The sequence below is a fragment of the Nonomuraea sp. NPDC051941 genome, assembly GCF_044593615.1.
This window is the reverse complement of the sequence record NZ_JBIUCF010000014.1, coordinates 133,117-151,419: the sequence shown is the minus strand read 5'-3', so window position 1 is coordinate 151,419 and position 18,303 is coordinate 133,117. Positions and strand designations below refer to the sequence as shown.

At 70.3% G+C, this 18,303-nt stretch carries 19 protein-coding genes; 13 read left to right on the top strand and 6 right to left on the bottom strand.

The window, feature by feature from the left end:
- Positions 1-6 precede the first annotated feature (6 nt).
- Entirely contained in the window at positions 7-948 is a 942-nt protein-coding gene (locus ACIHFD_RS24230) for an RNA polymerase sigma factor RpoD/SigA (protein ID WP_192790669.1), read from the top strand.
- A gap of 325 nt (positions 949-1,273) precedes the next feature.
- Here ACIHFD_RS24230 and ACIHFD_RS24225 read toward each other — a convergent pair whose 3' ends face one another.
- Positions 1,274-1,840: a TetR/AcrR family transcriptional regulator gene (locus ACIHFD_RS24225; protein WP_397368801.1), complete on the bottom strand. Its 567-nt coding sequence runs from the start codon at positions 1,838-1,840 to the stop codon at positions 1,274-1,276.
- A gap of 82 nt (positions 1,841-1,922) precedes the next feature.
- On the opposite strand from ACIHFD_RS24225, the gene ACIHFD_RS24220 reads away from it, so the two are divergent.
- Together ACIHFD_RS24220 and ACIHFD_RS24215 are read left to right on the top strand one after the other, a co-directional pair.
- Positions 1,923-2,726, top strand: a complete 804-nt coding sequence (locus ACIHFD_RS24220) for an alpha/beta fold hydrolase (protein ID WP_397368800.1) — start codon at positions 1,923-1,925, stop codon at positions 2,724-2,726.
- Between the two features lie 9 nt (positions 2,727-2,735).
- The gene (locus ACIHFD_RS24215) at positions 2,736-3,518 is read left to right on the top strand and encodes an MOSC domain-containing protein (RefSeq protein ID WP_397368799.1); all 783 of its coding nucleotides are present in this window, start codon (positions 2,736-2,738) and stop codon (positions 3,516-3,518) included.
- On the opposite strand, the gene ACIHFD_RS24210 is transcribed toward ACIHFD_RS24215, so the two are convergent.
- Positions 3,499-4,428 carry an iron-siderophore ABC transporter substrate-binding protein gene (locus ACIHFD_RS24210; RefSeq protein ID WP_355207167.1) on the bottom strand — a complete coding sequence of 310 codons (930 nt, stop codon included), beginning with the start codon at positions 4,426-4,428 and terminating at the stop codon, positions 3,499-3,501. The two genes, ACIHFD_RS24215 and ACIHFD_RS24210, sit on opposite strands and share 20 nt — an antisense overlap.
- Before the next feature lie 204 nt (positions 4,429-4,632).
- Between ACIHFD_RS24210 and ACIHFD_RS24205 the strand changes: the two genes are divergently transcribed.
- The 7 genes from ACIHFD_RS24205 (at position 4,633) to ACIHFD_RS24175 (ending at position 12,967) form a co-directional block, all read left to right on the top strand.
- Positions 4,633-5,943 (top strand): ammonium transporter, encoded by a 1,311-nt coding sequence (locus tag ACIHFD_RS24205; RefSeq protein ID WP_397368798.1) that lies wholly within the window; start codon positions 4,633-4,635, stop codon positions 5,941-5,943.
- Complete coding sequence (locus tag ACIHFD_RS24200; RefSeq protein ID WP_350730200.1) at positions 5,940-6,278, top strand: P-II family nitrogen regulator; 339 nt, start codon at positions 5,940-5,942, stop codon at positions 6,276-6,278. The genes ACIHFD_RS24205 and ACIHFD_RS24200 overlap by 4 nt, the downstream gene beginning before the upstream one ends.
- Positions 6,279-6,375: 97 nt before the next feature.
- Positions 6,376-8,601: a [protein-PII] uridylyltransferase gene (locus tag ACIHFD_RS24195; protein ID WP_350730202.1), complete on the top strand. Its 2,226-nt coding sequence runs from the start codon at positions 6,376-6,378 to the stop codon at positions 8,599-8,601.
- A gap of 163 nt (positions 8,602-8,764) precedes the next feature.
- Positions 8,765-11,575: a nitrate- and nitrite sensing domain-containing protein gene (locus ACIHFD_RS24190; protein WP_397368797.1), complete on the top strand. Its 2,811-nt coding sequence runs from the start codon at positions 8,765-8,767 to the stop codon at positions 11,573-11,575.
- 21 nt (positions 11,576-11,596) lie between these two features.
- The gene (locus tag ACIHFD_RS24185; RefSeq protein ID WP_185071483.1) at positions 11,597-12,019 is read left to right on the top strand and encodes a roadblock/LC7 domain-containing protein; all 423 of its coding nucleotides are present in this window, start codon (positions 11,597-11,599) and stop codon (positions 12,017-12,019) included.
- Positions 12,020-12,045: 26 nt separating this feature from the next.
- Positions 12,046-12,408 (top strand): DUF742 domain-containing protein, encoded by a 363-nt coding sequence (locus ACIHFD_RS24180; RefSeq protein WP_185071484.1) that lies wholly within the window; start codon positions 12,046-12,048, stop codon positions 12,406-12,408.
- On the top strand, positions 12,389-12,967 hold the full coding sequence (locus ACIHFD_RS24175) for an ATP/GTP-binding protein (protein ID WP_192790679.1): 579 nt from the start codon (positions 12,389-12,391) through the stop codon (positions 12,965-12,967). The genes ACIHFD_RS24180 and ACIHFD_RS24175 overlap by 20 nt, the downstream gene beginning before the upstream one ends.
- Here the strand turns inward: ACIHFD_RS24175 and ACIHFD_RS24170 are convergent.
- On the bottom strand, positions 12,964-13,752 hold the full coding sequence (locus tag ACIHFD_RS24170; RefSeq protein WP_397368796.1) for a nitroreductase/quinone reductase family protein: 789 nt from the start codon (positions 13,750-13,752) through the stop codon (positions 12,964-12,966). The two genes, ACIHFD_RS24175 and ACIHFD_RS24170, sit on opposite strands and share 4 nt — an antisense overlap.
- A 70-nt stretch (positions 13,753-13,822) precedes the next feature.
- On the opposite strand from ACIHFD_RS24170, the gene ACIHFD_RS24165 reads away from it, so the two are divergent.
- On the top strand, positions 13,823-14,272 hold the full coding sequence (locus ACIHFD_RS24165) for a MarR family transcriptional regulator (RefSeq protein WP_397368795.1): 450 nt from the start codon (positions 13,823-13,825) through the stop codon (positions 14,270-14,272).
- On the opposite strand, the gene ACIHFD_RS24160 is transcribed toward ACIHFD_RS24165, so the two are convergent.
- Positions 14,264-15,028: a TetR/AcrR family transcriptional regulator gene (locus ACIHFD_RS24160; RefSeq protein ID WP_350730209.1), complete on the bottom strand. Its 765-nt coding sequence runs from the start codon at positions 15,026-15,028 to the stop codon at positions 14,264-14,266. The two genes, ACIHFD_RS24165 and ACIHFD_RS24160, sit on opposite strands and share 9 nt — an antisense overlap.
- Positions 15,029-15,110: 82 nt before the next feature.
- Between ACIHFD_RS24160 and ACIHFD_RS24155 the strand changes: the two genes are divergently transcribed.
- Together ACIHFD_RS24155 and ACIHFD_RS24150 are read left to right on the top strand one after the other, a co-directional pair.
- The gene (locus ACIHFD_RS24155) at positions 15,111-16,049 is read left to right on the top strand and encodes an ATP-binding cassette domain-containing protein (RefSeq protein WP_397368794.1); all 939 of its coding nucleotides are present in this window, start codon (positions 15,111-15,113) and stop codon (positions 16,047-16,049) included.
- The gene (locus ACIHFD_RS24150; RefSeq protein WP_397368793.1) at positions 16,046-16,825 is read left to right on the top strand and encodes an ABC transporter permease; all 780 of its coding nucleotides are present in this window, start codon (positions 16,046-16,048) and stop codon (positions 16,823-16,825) included. Before ACIHFD_RS24155 ends, ACIHFD_RS24150 begins: the two co-directional genes overlap by 4 nt.
- Before the next feature lie 4 nt (positions 16,826-16,829).
- Here ACIHFD_RS24150 and ACIHFD_RS24145 read toward each other — a convergent pair whose 3' ends face one another.
- Both ACIHFD_RS24145 and ACIHFD_RS24140 read right to left on the bottom strand, forming a co-directional pair.
- On the bottom strand, positions 16,830-17,267 hold the full coding sequence (locus tag ACIHFD_RS24145) for a GbsR/MarR family transcriptional regulator (protein ID WP_397368792.1): 438 nt from the start codon (positions 17,265-17,267) through the stop codon (positions 16,830-16,832).
- Between the two features lie 54 nt (positions 17,268-17,321).
- On the bottom strand, positions 17,322-18,263 hold the full coding sequence (locus ACIHFD_RS24140; RefSeq protein WP_397368791.1) for an ABC transporter substrate-binding protein: 942 nt from the start codon (positions 18,261-18,263) through the stop codon (positions 17,322-17,324).
- Between the last annotated feature and the right edge of the window lie 40 nt (positions 18,264-18,303).

The following is an 18,303-nucleotide window of genomic DNA, read 5'->3' as shown; positions in this document are numbered from 1 at the left end:
CAGGGGATGGCAAGGCCTACGGGGAGTCGCACGCAGGAGCAGCACATCGCTGAGCGCGATCTGCTGGGGACATATCTGGCCGAAATCGGCCGGGTCCCGCTGCTCACGGCGGAGGAGGAGGTGGAGCTCGCCAAGCGGATCGAGGCGGGTCTCTTCGCCGAGCAGCTGCTCGACAGTGGGGGCTCGGAGCCGCGCATCGGGGACGCGGCCGACGAGGAGCTGGAGCGCCTGGCCATCTCCGGCCAGCGGGCGAAGGACGAGTTCATCCAGGCCAACCTGCGCCTGGTGGTGGCGGTGGCCCGGAAATACTCGGGGCGGGGGATGCCCCTGATCGACCTGGTGCAGGAGGGGAACCTGGGGCTGGTCAGGGCGGTGGAGAAGTTCGACTACCGGCGGGGGTACAAGTTCTCCACGTACGCGACGTGGTGGATCCGGCAGTCGGTGGGGCGTGCCATCCACGAGCAGGCCCGCCCGGTGCGCCTGCCCACGCACGCGGGGGAGCAGATGACGCGGCTGATGCGGGTCCGCCGCGACATGCTGGCGGAGTTCGACGCCGAGCCCACGGACGACGATCTCGCCGAGATCCTCGACCTGCCGATCGAGCGCGTACGCGAGCTGCGGCGCTGGGCCTCCGACCCGGTCTCGCTCCAGCTCGGGGTGGGCGACGAGGACGAGACGGAGCTCGGCGACATGATCGCCGACGAGACGTGGGCCGATCCCGAGCAGCAGGCCATCGACATCCTGGAGCGCGAGCGGCTGGACCAGTGGCTGACGGGGCTCGAGGGCGACACCAGCGAGATGCTGCGGTGGCGGTACGGGCTGGTGGACGGGCGCGAGCACACGCTCACGGAGGTCGGGGAACGCTACGGCATCGGCCGCGACCGCGCCCGCCGCATCGAACGCGACGCCCTGGCCCGCCTCCGCAAAATGGCCACCGCCGCCGCCTGACCGGCCCCACCCGGGGCCCGCGGGTTGCCCGGATTGCCCGCCGCGGTGGGCGCCGGGCCCCGCCGTACCACGCCCCGCCGACGCGGCGCCTGGGAATGGCGGGCGCGGGAGGGCGTGGTGGTGTGGCACGTCGGTCGTAACGACGCTTGGCGTCGCGGTGCTCGGCCGGGGAGGCCGTCGTCGCGGGCGTCGACCCTGGTGCGTGGTGCGCCGGAGCGGTGCCGCCGCGCTTTTGTTGCGCCGCGTCGGTGGGTCGGTGTGCGGTGGAGCCCGGCGCCTTCGACGGCGGGCGGCCCGCGTTGGGCGTTGGCCGAGGCGCTGGACTTCAGTGCTGGAGGATGCGGCGGAGGAACTCTTCGACGGCGGCCACCGCGATGGTGTGGTCGCCGCCGCGGGCCACCATCAGGGCGCTCTCGTTGACGGCCGCCAGCAGCATGTGCGCGTGCAGGTCCAGGAACTCGGCCGGTACCGCCCCCGTGGCCCCCAGCGCCGCCTTCAGCATCCCGAACGAGTAGCGCTCCTCCATGGCCCGCCACCGTTCCCAGCCCATCACCGCGGGCGCGTCGATGAGGACGATGCGCTGGATGACCGGATCCCCGGCGAGTGAGATCCAGGCCAGCACGCCGGCGCGGAGGGCCGCCGCCGGGTCGGTGATGCCGCGGACGGCTGCCAGGATCTTGCCGCCGATGGCCGACTCCGTGGCCTCCAGCACCGCCTCGAAGAGGGCGTCCTTGCCGGCGTAGTGGTGGTACAGCGCCCCCCGGCTCAGCCCCGACTCCTGCAGCACCACCTCGATGGAGGTGTCGTCGTAGCCCCGGTCGGCGAACAGCCGCGTGGCGATCGCCAGGACCCTGTCGCGGGTGGCCGCGCCGCGTTCCGCCTTGAGGTTCATGGACCCACTGTAGACAAACCGACCGTCAGTCGGTAATTTCGTAGACCGACAGTCGGTTTGTAATCTGCCCGAGGAGGGTCCCATGGAGGGCATCAGCTACGTCGACGTGGGGGACGGGCCGGTCAGCCTGTTCGTGCACGGCGTCGGCACCAGCTCGTACCTGTGGCGCAACGTCATCGCCGCGTTCCGCGACGAGCGCCGCTGCGTGGCCATCGACCTGCCGCTGCACGGCGGCAGCGCCCCGCGCGACGATCTGTCCATCCCCGCGCTGGCCGAGGCCGTCGAGGAGTTGTGCGAAGGGCTCGGGCTCACCGAGGTGGATCTCGTCGCCAACGACACCGGTGGCGCCGTGGCCCAGGTCTTCGCCGTACGGCACCGCGAGCGCCTGCGTACGCTCACCCTCACCAACTGCGACGTCCACACCAACACCCCGCCCGAGGCGTTCAAGCCCACGGTCGACCTGGCCGCCAGGGGCGAGCTGGCCCCGCTCACCGCGCTCGTCCTGGAGCAGCCGGAGCTCCTGGCCCAGACCGCGTACGGCGAGGGCTACGAGCGGCTCGACGATCCGGCGGCGCTGGTGGAGGCGTACCTGCGGCCGATCTTCGCCAAGCCCGATGGCGGCCGTGCCTTCGAGCGCCTGCTGACCTCCATCGACGCCAAGGACATGATCGCCATCGAGCCGCAGCTCACCGTGCTGACCGTGCCGACGCTCCTGGTCTGGGGTACGGGAGACGTCTTCTTCGACGTGAGCTGGGCCCGGTGGCTGCGGGACACGATCCCCGGCGTCAAGGAGATCGTCGAGATCGAGGGCGGGCGGTTGTTCTTCCCCGACGATCGGGCGGATGAGCTGGTGCCGCATCTGAGGCGGTTCTGGGCGCAGCCGTAAGATCGCCCCATGTACCTGGAGGCCGTGCGGCGCTACCCCGTCAAGTCGATGCTGGGGGAGGAGCTGACCGAGAGCGAGGTCACCGAGCGCGGGCTGGCCGGGGACCGTGCGCGGGCGGTGCTCGACGTCGCCACCGGGAAGATCGCCAGCGCCAAGAACCCTCGCCTCTGGCGCGGCCTGCTCACGATCGAGGGCGCCGGGGTCCCCGGCGACGAGGAGCTGTCGACGCTGCTCGGGCGCGAGGTGCGGCTGATCGACGTGCCTCCGGAGGGCGCCGAGTTCGAGCGTTCGGTGCCGGAACGGGTGCTGGCCGAGGGCATCGAGGCGGAGGTCCCCCACACCGTCGGCACGCTCGGCGGCGCCTCACCCGCCGGGACGTTCTTCGACTTCGCCCCGATCCACCTCATCACGACCTCCGCGGTCGCGCGGATCGGCGCGTTCGGCCCGCGTGGCACCGTCGAGGCCCTCCGCTACCGGCCCAATCTGGTGATCGGGACGGAGACGGAGGGGTTCGTGGAGAACGACTGGGTGGGACGCGAGCTGCGCATCGGTGACGAGGTGGTGCTGGCGGTGATCGTGGCCAGCCCGCGCTGCGCGGTGCCGACGCTCGAACACGGGAGCCTCGGGCGCGATGCCGACGCGCTGCGCACGGTGGCCAGGCACAACCGGGTGCCCGTGTTCGACATGGGGCCGCAGCCCTGCGCGGGGGTGTACGCGCGAGTGGTGCGGCCCGGGCGGGTCAGGAAAGGCGACCGGGTACGCCTGACGCGGCCTACGACGCCAGCGGCGTGAGGTACTTGTCCAGGTCGTCCAGGATCTTGCCGGCCGCCGTGACGCCGATTCCGGTCATCCAGATCTCGTCGTCCACGTTGTGCGCGTTGTCCGACTTGACCGCGCCGAGGTTCTTCCACAGCGGCCCGCCGGTGACCGTGGTCTGCGACTTGACGGCCGCCTCCCCGTACGCGGTGTAGAAGATCGCGTCGGCGTCCGCCTGGGCGATGTTCTCCTGGCTCAGCTTGCCGAAGCGCTTGTCGGCCTGGTCGGCCAGCTTCTGCGCCTCGGGCCGCTGGATGCCCGCGTCGCCCACCACGATGCCGCTGAAGGACTCGGGCCCGTACATGCGGATCTCGGTGGGCATGAACCGCACGATGCTCACCTTCAGCTTCGAGAACTTCGCGCCCACCTCCTTGGCCCGCGTCTCATAACCCGACAGCAGCTGCTGGGCCTGGTCCTTCTTGCCCAGCGCCTCGGCGTCGAGCAGGAAGTTGTCCTTCCAGGTGATGCCCACCTTCTCGGTGAACACGGTCGGCGCGATCTTGCTGAGCTTGTCGTAGAAGGCCTCCTGCCGGAACTTGCTGCCCAGGATGAGGTCCGGCTTGAGCGCCATGATGGCCTCGATACTGGGAGCCTGGGTGGTGCCGACCGCCTTGGTGGCCGACAGGGCCGAGCCGAGGTAGGCGGGCCACTTCTGGTTCTGGGACGCCTGCGCCGCGCCGACGGGCGCCAGGCCGAGCGAGACCATCGTGTCGAGCTTGTCCGTGTCGAGCACCACCACCCGCTTGGGGGTCATCGGCACCTTCGTCTCGCCCATGGCGTGCTTGACGGTCCGGGTCGGTCCCGCCTCCTGCGAGGACGTGGAAGTGCCGCAGGCGGCGAGGGCGAGGACGGGGAGCATGGCGGCGACGGCCAGGCGAAGACGCATTCGGCATTCCTTGATCGAAGGTTAGGCAAACCTAAGTATCTCACGCCTGATATTGCTGAGCCGAAATGGGAGGAGTGAGAACACCGAAACGCGTCCGAAACACCAGTGTGGCGAGATTCACGAATGTGAAACACGCCTGGTCGAGTCATGAAACCCCGGACGAACACGCTGTGGCCACACGTCACATGTAAGGAGGGTCGCGTCGTGAAGATCGATAGCGGCACCACAGCCTGGATGCTCGCGGCCACCGCGCTGGTGTTGCTGATGACTCCGGGTCTCGCTTTCTTCTACGGGGGCATGACCAGGGCCAAGAGTGTCCTGAACATGATGATGATGTCGTTCGGCGCCATCATCACGGTCACCATCGCCTGGGTGCTGTTCGGACACTCGCTGGCGTTCACCGACAACGCAAGCTCGGCGATCAACAACGTGGTCGGCGGCTTCGACGCGCTCGGCCTGCAGAGCCTGGTGGACACGGCCACCAAGGACGACGGCACCGGCATGCCGAGCCTGGTCTTCTCCGCCTTCCAGCTGACCTTCGCCATCATCACCGTCGCGCTGATCAGCGGCGCGATCGCGGACCGGGCGAAGTTCGGGGCGTGGATCCTCTTCTCCATCCTCTGGGCGACGATCGTCTACTTCCCGATCGCCCACTGGGTGTGGGGCACCGGCTGGCTCAACACGATGGGCATCGAGGACTTCGCGGGCGGCACGGTCGTCCACATCAACGCGGGTGCCGCGGGCCTGGCCCTGTGTCTCGTGCTCGGCAAGCGCACCGGCTGGCGCAAGGAGCCGATGCGGCCGCACAACCTCCCGTTCGTGCTGCTCGGCGCGGGCCTGCTGTGGTTCGGCTGGTTCGGCTTCAACGCCGGATCCGAGCTGGCCGTCGACGGCACGGCCGGCCTGGCGTTCATGAACACCCAGATCGCCACCGCGGTCGCCGCGGGCGCCTGGCTCGTCGTGGAGAAGATGCGCGATGGGCACGCCACCAGCCTCGGCGTCGCCTCCGGCGCGGTCGCCGGCCTGGTCGCCATCACTCCCGCCTGTGGTTTCGTGGACCCGTGGGCCGCGATGCTCATCGGCCTGCTCGCCGGTGTCCTCTGCGCCTACGCCGTCGGCCTGAAGTACAAGCTCGGCTTCGACGACTCCCTCGACGTGGTCGGCGTGCACCTGGTGGGTGGCGTCATCGGCGCCGTCTCGCTCGGCTTCCTGGCCGCGTACCCCTTCCTCGACCAGCAGAGCAAGGGCCTGTTCTACGGCGGCGGATTCGGTCAGCTGGGCCTGCAGGTGCTCGGCCCGGTCGCGGTCGGCGGCTACTCCTTCGTCATCACCTGGGTTCTCGGGAAGATCATCGACAAGACGATGGGCTTCCGGATCACCGCCGACGACGAGCGCACCGGCATCGACGTCACCGCGCACGCCGAGACGGGGTACGACCTCGGCACGGTCTACGCCTCCGGCGTGACCTCCCCCAACGGGCCCACCGCCCCGGCAGCTAAGAAGGTGGACGCATGAGGCTCATCACGGCGATCATCAAGCCCTTCAAGCTCGATGACGTGAAGGCCGCACTGGAGCAGTTCGGCATCAAGGGAATGACGGTCAGCGAGGCGAGCGGCTACGGCCGTCAGCGCGGCCACACCGAGGTCTACCGCGGCGCCGAGTACCAGGTCGACCTGGTGCCGAAGGTCCGCCTGGAGGTCCTCGCCGAAGAGGATGACACCGAGGACGTGATCGACGTCATCGTCAAGGCGGCGCACACCGGCAAGATCGGCGACGGCAAGGTCTGGTCCGTCCCGGTGGACACCATCGTCCGTGTTCGCACGGGAGAGCGGGGTCCTGAGGCCCTGTGACCCGGCGGGGCTCGGCCGAAACGACGGATCCACGGCGACGCCCGGACGACGGCGTCCGGGCTGAGCCCAGCAAAGGGCTCGGCAAGGGGGCACAGCATTGAGGGGAGAGGCCCGTTCGTACGCTGCGGCCCGCAAGGAGCGGACCGCGGACACCGACCGCTGGCTCAAGGATCTCTTCCGTACGGCGAGCGACGGCGACCACGTCTCACTGGTCGCCGTCGGGAGCCTCGGGAGGGGCGAACTGGCACCAGGCAGCGACCTCGACCTGGTCCTGCTGCACAACGGCCGGGCCGACGTGGCCAGGATCGCCGACCGGATCTGGTATCCGGTCTGGGACTCCGCGGTCAACCTCGACCACTCCGTGCGGACGGTCGAGGAAGCGGTGACCGTCGCCAGGAAGGACCTGAAGGCCGTGCTCGGCCTCATCCAGGCCCGGCACGTGGCCGGCGACGCCGAGCTGACCAAGAAGGCCAGGGAAGCGGTGCTGGCCGAGTGGCGGGCCGACTCCCGGCGCCGCCTCGGCGAGCTGCGTGACGCGGCCGACAAGCGGGCGCAGGTGAGCGGCGAGCTGGCCTTCCTGCTCGAACCCGACCTCAAGGACGGGCGCGGCGGCCTCCGCGACGTCCAGGCCATGCAGGCGGTGGCGGCCGCCTGGGTCGCATCGGCGCCCGGCCCCAGGGCGCGCGAGGCGTACGAGTTCATCCTCGACGTGCGGCACGCGCTGCACGTCGTCACCGCCCGCGGCACCGACCGGCTGGTGCTGCAGGAGCAGGACGCCGTGGCGGGGGTGCTCGGCCTGCTCGACGCCGAGGCGCTCATGCGCAGGCTCGCCGAGGCGGGCCGTACCATCTCCCACGCCTTCGACGGCACCTGGCGCACCGTTGACAGGCTCGTGTCAGGCCCCGCTCCCCGAGGCCGCCGCCCGCTGGCGGACGGCGTGGTCGAGCACGGCGGCGAGGTGGTGCTCGCCAGGGGGATCGACCCGCGCAAGGACCCCGTGCTGGTGCTGCGCGCCGCCGCCGCGGCGGCCGACTCCGGGCTGCCGCTCGCTCCCGCGACGGTGTCCGTGCTCGCAGCTCAGTCGCCTCCCATGCCGGTGCCGTGGCCGGAGGAGGCACGCGACTCGCTGGTGTCGATCCTCGGCGCGGGCCGCGCCGCCGTGCCCGTGTGGGAGGAGCTCGACCAGGCGGGCATCCTTGTCAAGTTGCTTCCTGACTGGGAACGCGTACGCCACCGTCCCCAGCGCAACCCGATCCACCGCTTCACGGTCGACCGGCACCTGATCGAGGCCGCCGCGAACGCCGCCAGCCACACGCGCGAGGTCTCCCGTCCCGACCTCCTGCTGATCGGCGCGCTCCTGCACGACGTCGGCAAGGGCTGGCCGGGGGACCACTCGGCGACCGGCGAGGTCGTGGTCCGCGACATCGCCACCCGCATCGGCCTGCCCGCGCAGGACGTCGACACCCTCGCCACCGTCGTACGCCACCACCTGCTGCTGCCCGAGACCGCCACCCGCAGGGACCTCGACGACCCCGTCACGATCGAGAAGGTCGCCGCCACCGTCGGCACCCGTGAGGTCCTCGACCTGCTGGCCGCGCTCGCGGTCGCCGACGGCAACGCGACCGGGCCGGCCGCCTGGAACAGCTGGAAGGCCGGGCTCGTCGCCGACCTCGTGCGCCGGGTCAGGTCCGTGCTGGCCGGCTCGCCGCCGCCCAAGCCGCCGACCCTGTCGGCCGACCAGACCGCGCTCGCCCGGCACGGCGGCGGTGCCGTCCGCGTCAACGGCGGAGCCGTCACGGTCGTCGCCCCCGACCGGGTGGGGCTGCTCTGGAGCGCCGCGGGCGTGCTGTCCGCACACCGGCTCATCGTGCGCTCCGCCTCGTCCGCCTCCGCGGGCTCCACCGCGGTGATCGAGTTCTCCGTCATCCCCGAGTACGGCTCCCCGCCCGACCCCGCGACGCTGGAGTCCGATCTCCGTCTCGTCCTTGCTGGCCGTCTTGACATCGAGCAGCGGCTGGCCCGCCGTGCGCGGGCCATGCGGCCGCCCCGGGTACCTGTGGCTCCACCTCGGGTGACACTGGTCGACGACGCCTCCGCGACCGCCACCGTGGTGGAAGTCAGGGCCCATGACAGGCCGGGGCTTCTGTGGCGTATCGGGCGGGCGTTCGGCGAGTGTGGTCTTGACGTGAGGGCCGCTCGCGTGGAGACTCTCGGCGCGGAGGCGGTGGACGTCTTCTATGTCGTGGATCGCGCCGGTCGCCCCCTCAGCGATGCCGCGCAGAGGGCACAAGTCCGCGATCAAGTCCTGGCCGCACTGCGATAACCAACAGCACACGACTACCGGTCACATGTGTAACGATTGTGTCCGAAATGCCCGGTAAGTCAGAACCTGCGGATACCTTGTGGACGGCTTGAAGGCCCGTCGGGGACGGGACGATTGAGGGGTAGCGGAAGCAGTGACGGGGAACTCCGACAGCGGCCCAGCCGTGAAGCGGGACCGCGTAAAGCGGCCACTGCCACGCCTGGGCCTGAGAAACTGGCGCGTACGGTGGCGGCTCACCGCCCTGATCCTGGTGCCCACCATGGCCGGCGTCGTGCTCGGGGGAGCGCGAGTCGTCGGATCGGTGCAGAGCATCGGCGACTACGACCGCACGGCGACCGGGGCGGAGCAGGCGGCCCATATCCGCGACCTGCTGCAGGCGATCGGGCTGGAGCGTGACACGGGCGGCTGGATCGGCGCCAATCGCGCCATGCGTAAGAAGCTCGCCCAGCCGCTCGCGCAGCGCAAGGCCGCGGTGGACACGCTCGTCAAGACCGTGAACACCGACCTCGACACGATCGACGACTCGTACGGCCCCCGCATCGTGAAGGCCGCCCAGCAGGTGAAGTACGACCTGGGCCGGCTGCCGAGGATCCGCGCCGAGGGCCAGACCGAGACCATCCGGTACGACTTCCTCACCGACACCCTGCTCAAGCTGCACGACGAGCTGAGCCTGCTGTCCGACGACCCGCAGATCATCGGCCAGTTCCGCGCGCTGAGCGCGCTCGCCGCAGCCAAGGAGGAGGTCTCCCGGCAGCGCGTCCAGCTGCTCCAGGCCTCCTACGACACCCAGCACGTGGACGCCAAGGAAGTCGAGCAGTTCATCGCCTCCAACGCCCGCGAGCAGAGCGACATCTCCCAGGTCGGCGCCGAGGCCGGCGTCGAGGTCGGGCTCCAGCTGTCCAAGGCGCTCACCTCGCAGCCCGAGTACGTCAACGTCCAGCTCACCAAGGCGCGCGCGGTCACGCTGGCCAGCGGCCGGGCGCCGGGCGCGCGGATCAGCGACAACCTGATCTCCGCCAACGGCAGCCGCGAGCAGTGGTTCAACGAGAACTCCGTGGCCATCGACGTGCTGCACGGCATCGAGCAGCAGCTGGCCGGCCAGGTGAGCCTGCGCAGCAAGGAGCTGCGCGAGTCCGAGATCAGCAGCGCGATCATCGCGGGGATCCTGATCCTGGCGCTGCTGCTGCTGGTCCTGCTGCTCACCGTGGCCATCGCCCGCTCCATGGTCACCCCGCTGCGCCGGCTGCGTACCGAGGCGCTGGAGGTGGCCGGCTTCCGGCTCCCCGACGTGGTGCACCGGCTGCGGGCCAGCGGTGACGCGTCCGTCGGCGAGGTACGGCCGATCGAGGTCGACGGAAACGACGAGATCGGCGAGGTCGCCAGGGCCTTCGACCAGGTGCACCAGCAGGCGGTGCGGCTGGCGGGCGAGGAGGCCGACCTGCGCAGCAACATCAGCTCGATGTTCGTCAACCTCTCGCGCCGCACCCAGACGCTGGTCGAGCGGCAGATCTCGCTGATCGACGGCCTGGAGAAGGGCGAGCAGGACGGCACCAGGCTGGCCGACCTGTTCAAGCTCGACCACCTGGCCACCCGCATGCGCCGCAACTCCGAGAACCTCCTCGTCCTGGCCGGCCACGAGGCCACCCGCCGGCGCAGCCAGCCGGCCAAGCTGGTCGACGTCGTACGCGCCGCGCTGTCGGAGGTCGAGGGCTACGAGCGCGTCCAGGTCAAGGTGCACCGGGCCACCTCGGTGCTCGGCAGCGCCGCGAACGACCTGGTCCACCTGGTCGCCGAGCTGGTCGAGAACGCCATCCAGTTCTCCCCGAGCAACACCCAGGTCGTCGTCACCAGCAGCCTCATCGAGGGCGGCGGCGCGTTGCTGTCGGTGAGCGACACCGGCATCAGCATGACCGAGGAGGAGCTGGCCGAGGCCAACCGCCGCCTGGCCGAGCCGCCCGTCGTGGACGTGTCGGTCTCCCGGCGCATGGGCCTGTTCGTGGTCGGCCGCCTGGCGCTGCGTCACGGCATCCGGGTCCAGCTCAGGAGGGGCGAGGGCGCCGGTCTGATCGCGATGGTGCTGCTCCCGCCCACGCTGATCGTCGACGGCACGCAGCAGCAGCCGCTGCCGCAGCGGCCCGCGTTCGGCGGCGGCACGGTGCCCACCCCGGCGGGCCCGCCAGCGCAGAACGGGACGTTCAAATCGTTCGGCAGCTTCGACTCCTTCGACGGCGGCCGGCGTCCCAACGGGCCCGCTCCCAGGCACGGTTTCCAGACTTCCGAGAGCACGCCGCCGGGACCGCGCTCGTTCGACAGCGGGCCGTACCATTCGGACCCCGGCAGGGCGGGCGTGAACGGATTCACCGCCGACACCGACGGCGGCTCCTACCGCAGGCAGCCATCCTCGTTCGACTCCAACGTCTACCCGTCGCTCCCCAGCACGGGCTCCTACCCATCCGGAAATGGCGCGTTCCAGACGCCTCCGCCGCCCCAGTCGTACCCAACGAACGACGTGCGCCGGCCCGACCCGACGCCCTCGGTCGAGGTGTCGCCGATGGAGCCGGAGCAGGAGGAGTTCCTGCCCATCTTCGCGGCGGTGGAGTCCGCCTGGTTCCGCAGGCCGCCGGAGGAGGCGGCGCCGCGGGTGACCGGAGATGGTGAGGACAAGCCCTCGCAAGCCGTACCCTCTGGGGAGGAAGCGTGGCGAACGGCGGCCGACGCCGGTTGGCGCGCGGCGGCCGCTGCCGCCGAGCCCAGCCTCGGCGGCATGACCGCCGCCGGGCTCCCGAAGCGCACCCCCAAGGCCAATCTGGTTCCCGGTACGGCGAACCAGCAGGCGCAGCCGCAGCAGCCGCAGCGGCCGGCTCCGATGCCGCCCGTTTCGGCGGATCGGATGCGCAGCCGGATGGCCAGCTACCAGCAGGGTGTGCGACGGGGCCGCCAGGAAGTACGTGGACAGGAGGAACAGAGTGAGTGAGCGTCCCGCCGGGGAGGATGCGTGACAACCCTTAGCCACGAGGCGAACAGGTTCGACTGGCTGATCACCGACTTCGTGCGTAACACGCCCGGAGTCGCGCATGCCGTCGTCGTATCGGCCGACGGCCTGTGCCTGGCCGCCTCCGAAGGCTTCCCGCCGGACCGGGCCGACCAGCTCGCCGCGGTCTCCGCGGGCCTGCTGAGCCTGACCGTGGGAGCGTCCAGGGTGTTCGAGGGCGGCTCTGTGACGCAGACCGTCGTCGAGATGCAGCGCGGCCTGCTCATCGTCATGGCCATCAGCGACGGCTCCGTGCTGACGGTGCTCGCGGGCCCGGACTGTGACATGGGCCTGGTCGCGTACCAGATGACGCTGTTGGTGGACAGGGCCGGGCAGGCGCTCACGCCGGCCCTGCGGGCTGAACTCCAGGCCGCCAGGACCCGGTGATGTGATGGAACTGATGGGAGAGGGCCGTGTACGGCGTTGACGGAGCTGGGGACGAAGAGCCCCTGTTCCGTCCTTACGCGGTGACGGGCGGCCGATCCGAGCCGCGCTATCACCTCGCGATGGAGACGTTGATCTCGTCGATGTCGATCCCGGACGACGAGATGGCCATGCTCACCCCCGAGCAGGAGGCCATCATGCAATTGTGCAGGTCGTTCCGGTCGGTCGCCGAGATCTCGGCCCTGCTCCGCGTCCCGCTGGGCGTGGCCAGGGTGCTCGTGGCGGACATGTCCGACGAAGGACTCGTCCGCCTGCACCAGCCACGCCTCAGCCAGGGACAGCCAGACCTCAACATGCTCGAAAGGGTGCTCAGTGGACTACGCAGGCTCTAGCCCCGGGCTGACGTCGACGAAGATCGTCGTCGCCGGTGGGTTCGGCGTCGGTAAGACGACGTTCGTGGGGGCGGTGTCCGAGATCCTTCCGCTCACCACAGAAGCGGTGATGACGGACGCGTCCGCGGGCATCGATGACCTCGGTCTCACCCCCAACAAGCAGACCACGACGGTGGCCATGGACTTCGGCCGCCTCTCGCTCGACCGCGACCTGATCCTCTACCTGTTCGGCACGCCCGGGCAGCACCGGTTCTGGTTCATGTGGGACGACCTCGTCCGCGGCGCCATCGGCGCGGTGGTGCTGCTCGACACCCGCCGGCTGGCCGACAGCTTCCCCGCCATCGACTACTTCGAAGAGGCGAAGCTGCCGTTCGTGGTCGGCGTCAACGGCTGGGACGGGCAGTTCCCGCACGCCGAACAGGAGGTCAGGGAGGCGCTCGCGCTGTCGCCGCACGTGCCGATCGTGCGTACCGACGCCCGCAACCGCGAGTCGGTCAAGGCGACGCTGATCTCGCTGGTGGAGCACGTCGTACGGCTGCGTGCCGCGCCCGTGCGCTAACCCCAGGGGACGCTCTCCAGCGAGTTGAGCACCGGCACCAGCTGCTCCTCCTCGTAGGCGAAGTGGGCCTCCATCTCGCCGGCGATGCGCTCCAGCGTCGCCGGCCCGGGGGCCTCCCGCAGCTCGGCGACCAGCCCGGCGATCACCGCGTGCTCGGCGCGCAGCCGGTCGAGGGGCTCCTTCAGCTCGGGGAAGAGCTTCTCCAGGTGCGGGAACGCCACCCGGTCCTCGCCGTTGTGGTGGAAGGTCATCGCGTCGCAGAAGGCCAGGCAGTGCGCCCGCAGGTCGCCGGCGGGCGCCCCTTGGCGGACCTTGGCCAGCTCGCCCCTGAGGTGGTCGTGGATCCTGGCCAGCTCGTCCCCGAACGCCTCCAGCCGCTCGCGCTCGGGGTACAGCGCGATGACCGGGATGACGCGCTCGGTGTTCTGCTGGTAGGCGGCGAAGGCGGGATCGATCGCGGCCTGGCGGGCGTACAAGCGGTCGCGCTCCTCACCTTCGAGCGGCACCGCCCGGGCCGCGAACCGGTCCTCTCCCAGCTCGACGATGACTCGCGGGTTGGCGAGCACGTTGTGGTACCAGGCCGGGTGGGCGGCGCCGCCCGCGTTGGAGGCGAACACCAGGACCCGCTCGCCGTCCCGCAGGTAGACGGCAGGGTTGGTGCGCCGCCGGCCCGTCTTGGCGCCCGTGGTGGTGAGCAGCACGAGAGGCGCGCCCTCGAACATGCCGCCCACCCTGCCGCCGTTCGCCCGGAACTCCTCGATCACCTGCTGATTGAAATCGGTCACGTCATATCCTTGGACGAGGCTTCGTATTTGCTTTGCAAGCAAAGCTAATTTAGACATCAAGGTGTTCGACATGTCAACAGACGGCTTGAGCGTGGACGACGGGATCAGGACGCTGCTGCTGCTGATGCCGCGGATGGTCGGGCGGGCCAAGCGGCTGGGGGTGCCCTCTGAGCTGCAGTCGTTGTCCCTGGCGCCCCGGCACCTGTCGCTGCTGGCCTACCTGCTGTTCGACGGGCCGACGACGGTGAACGAGCTGGCGGCCCGGCTGGAGGTGGCGCCCGCGACGGTCAGCCTGATGGTGGGGGACCTGAGCAGGAAGGGCGTGCTGGACCGGCGCGAGGACGACGCGGACCGGCGCCGTACGATCGTGAGCATCGCGGACCGGCACCAGGAGTCGATCAACGAGTGGCTCGGCTACGGCGCCAAGGCCTGGCGCGAGGCCCTGGAGCCGCTCACGCCGGAGCAGCGGCGGATGTTCGTGGACACCCTGATGGCCTACGAAAAGGCCCTATCAGGCTGATCGGCGGCTTATGAGGGCCTCGACGCCGTCGAGGACGCGCTGCAGGCCGAACTCGAAGGCGTGCCCCGGGCTGTAGGCGGCGTTGAGCGCCTCGCCCGCCGCCTGGCCGACGCGCGCGGCCGTGGGGTAGCGGGCGGCGTCGGTGATCCGGCTGAGGAAGGGCGCGTGCGCGGCCCACCACTGCTCGTCGGTCATGCCCGTCAGGCTCTCGGCCTGCGCCGCCTCGACCGCGCCGCGCGCCGCCCCGTGCACGAACCCGGCGACCAGCGTGATCACCGAGTCCATCTCCAGGTCCGTCAGCCCGATGCCGTCCACGGCCCGCAGGTCGTAGTCGTACTTGGCGGTGACGTTGGGCCCGAGCACCGGGCGGCTCGACGCCACCTGCAGCAGCCACGGATGGCGCAGGTAGAGGGCCCAGTTCTCCCTGGCGATCTGCTCCAGCCGGCCCCGCCAGCCCCCGGGCACGTCCTGCGGCCTGGCCGTCTCGCCGTAGACCGTGTCGAGCATGACGTCGAACAGCTCGGGCTTGCCCGGCACGTACGTGTAGAGCGACATCGTCCCGACGCCCAGCCGCTCGGCCACGCGGCGCATGGACAGCGCCGCCAGCCCCTCGGCGTCGGCCACCTCGATGGCCGCGCGCACGATGCGGTCGACGCTCAGCTCGGGCTTGCCCTTGCGGCTGACGCGCTCGCTGGTGCGCCAGAGCAGCGCCAGGCTGCGCGCCGGGTCGCCCTTTCCCGGGTACTCAACGGTCACATCCGTACGGTACACCGTACGGTTGCCGTCTTGAACCGTATGTTGTACGGTACGGCGTACGGAATTAAGGGAGGGGACACGCATGCCGGCGGTGCTCGCGCAGGACCTGCGCAAGAAGTACGGCGAGAAGGCGGCGCTCGACGGGATCGACCTCGACGTGGGCCGGGGCACGGTCTACGGCCTGCTCGGCCCCAACGGCGCTGGCAAGACCACGACCGTCCGCATCCTCACCACCCTCCTGCGCGCCTCGGGCGGCCGCGCGGAGGTGGCGGGGTTCGATGTGGCGACCCAGCCCCGGCAGGTACGCCGCAGCATCGGTCTCGTCGGCCAGCACGCCGCCGTGGACGAGATCCTGACCGGGCGGCAGAACCTGGAGCTGTTCGGCCGCCTCCACCACCTCGGCCCGTCGCGGGCCCGGGCCAGGGCGGACGAGCTGCTGGAGCGGTTCGGGCTGGATCACAAGGGGCCGGCCAAGGAGTATTCGGGCGGCATGCGGCGCAGGCTCGACCTCGCGGCCAGCCTGATCCTGGCGCCGCCCGTGCTGTTCCTCGACGAGCCGACGACGGGGCTTGACCCGCGCAGCCGCACGGAGATCTGGCGCGCGGTGCGCGACCTCGTCGCCGGCGGCACCACCGTGCTGCTGACCACGCAGTACCTGGAGGAGGCCGACCAGCTCGCGGACCGGATCGCGGTGATCGACGTCGGCCGGGTGGTGGCCGAGGGCACGCCGGACGAGCTCAAGTCCAAGCTCGGCGGCGACCGGCTCGACGTGGTGATCCACGACCCGGCACGGCTCGACGAGGCCGCCGGGATCGTCCGCGGGGCGGCCTCGGGGCCGGCCGAGGTCGATCGGGACACCAGGCACGTGAGCGCGCCGGTGAGCGACCGGGTGCGGGCGCTCACGGAGGCGCTCGCGGGCCTGGCGGCCGCCGGGATCGAGGCCGAGGACGTGGCGGTGCGCCGCCCCACGCTCGACGAAGTCTTCCTGAACCTCACCGACCGCCGAGGGGGCACCGTATGAGATGGGCTCTGGCAGACGGCTGGACCGTCGCCCGCCGCGACCTGATCCACTGGGCGAACCAGCCGATGACGGTGGTGTTCGGGATCCTCTTCCCCGTGGTGATCACGCTGGCCTTCGGCTATCTGTTCGGCGGCGCGGTCAAGGTGCCTTCGGGGGCCGACTACTTCGCCTTCCTCATGCCCGGCATGTACGGCATGACGATGCTCTTCGGTCTCAGCGCCACCATGATGGCCGTCGCCACCGACGTCTCCAAGGGGGTCACCGACCGCTTCCGCTCGATGCCCATGGCGCCTTCGGCCGTGCTGATCGGCCGGGCCGTGGCCGACCTGCTCAACTCGGTCCTGATCCTGGGCGGACTGCTGGTCTGCGGCCTGGCGGTGGGCTGGCGGCCGTCCTCGTTCCCGGGCGCGCTGGCCGCCGTGGGCCTGCTGCTCCTGCTGCGCTTCTCGCTGCTCTGGGCCGGCATGTACCTGGGGCTGCTGCTCAGGGATCCGGGCGGCGTGGTGGCGATCCAGGTGCTGGAGTTCCCGGTCGGCTTCCTGTCGAACGCCTTCGTCGCCCCTGACACGATGCCGGGCTGGCTGGGCGCGATCTCGGAGTGGAACCCGCTGTCGTCCACGGTGGCGGCGGCCAGGGAGCTCTTCGGGAACCCCGGCTGGGGCGGCGACTCCTGGGTGGCCCAGCACGCCGTGCTGATGGCGGTGATCTGGCCGGTGGTGATCACCGCCGTCTTCTTCGTCCTGTCGGTACGCCTCTACCAGCGGCTCGACCGGTAGGGCGTCACTGCACCCGGCCGGTGAGGAGGGCGATGGAGTGCTGGGCCGAGCGGATGCGCCGGATCCGCTCCTCGTCCTCCCCGCCCAGCTCCAGCCCTTCCTCCGCGATCTCCCCGAACGCGGCGAACGAGGCCAGCCGCTGCCGCACGACCTTCTCGAAGGCGTCGTCCTCGATGCGGTAGTACGTGGTGCGCTCGCCCGGCCGGGTGCGCCGCCGGACGAGGCCGATGGAGGTCAGCAGGCGCAGGTTGGACGTCATGGACGCCCGGCTGGCCCCGATCGCGTCGGCGATCTCGCCGGCGGACTGCTCGGCGGGGGTGCAGATCAGCAGCCAGCCCAGCACGCGGCCGGTGATGGGCGCCAGGCCCCAGGCGTCGCCGCAGAAGGTCGCCACGCGCTCGACCCACTCGAGCGTCCGCTCGCGGTCGTCGGAAGGAGCCATGGGTTCAGTTTAGGCTGAAACAACTGTCACCCATGCCACCTCGATCGCCGGGCCTCAGCGCGGGATCCAGTCCTTCCACACGATCTTGTTGTCCCGCACCCACCGCTCGGCGGCCTGCTCGGCGGTCATCTTCTCGTTGATCATGTCGCTGGCCACGGAGTTCTGGTCGTCGTTGGTCCAGGTGAAGTTGCGGACCAGCTCGTACGCCTTGCCGCCGGTCTGCGCGAACTGCTTGCTGACGATCTTGTCGAGCAGGTACGGCGGGTAGTCGCACGCGACCCGCTTGGCGTCGTCGTCGCAGCCGAGCGCGTAGGGCGGCAGCGCCACCTTGACCAGTTTGACCTTGGTGAACAGCCATTGCGGCTCGTAGAAATACAGCAGCAGCGGTGTCCGATTCTTGGTGGCGAACTCGGCCGCTTTGATCAGCGCCGCCTCGCTGCCCGAGTAGACGACCTTGTAATTGAGTCCGAGGTTCTTGATGAGAACCTCGTCATTCGTCACGAACGTCGGATCTCCGTCCAGAACCTGTCCGGCATTTCCGGTTTTGTCGGTCCGGAAAAGGTGCGCGTACTTATTAAGGTTTCGGTAGTCCGTAATGTCGGGGTATTTCTTCACCATCCACTCGGGGACGTACCACCCGATGATGCCCTGGTTCCCCGTGAGCCCGGCCGACAGAGCGACCTTCTTCTGCTCGATGAACTTCTTTTTCAGGTCGTTGTGGCCCCAGTTCTCGACGATCACATCGACCTTGCCGTCCTCGAAATCCTCCCAGGAATCGCCCTCCTTCATGGGCCGCTTGTGCACCGAGTAACCCAGCTCGTGTTCGAGCAGGTACGCCAGCACGGCGGCCTGGGCCTCGTACCCGACCCAGCCGTGGATGTCGATGTTGACGACGCCCTTCGACACCTTGGCGGAGCCGGGCTCCTCGCCGGAGCAGGCGGTCGTCAGCAGCAGGGCCGCGACCAGCGGCCCGACGAGCTTGTTCGTTCGCAACATGAGGGTCTCCCGGTGACCGCGGCCCCGCCCGGGGCCGCGG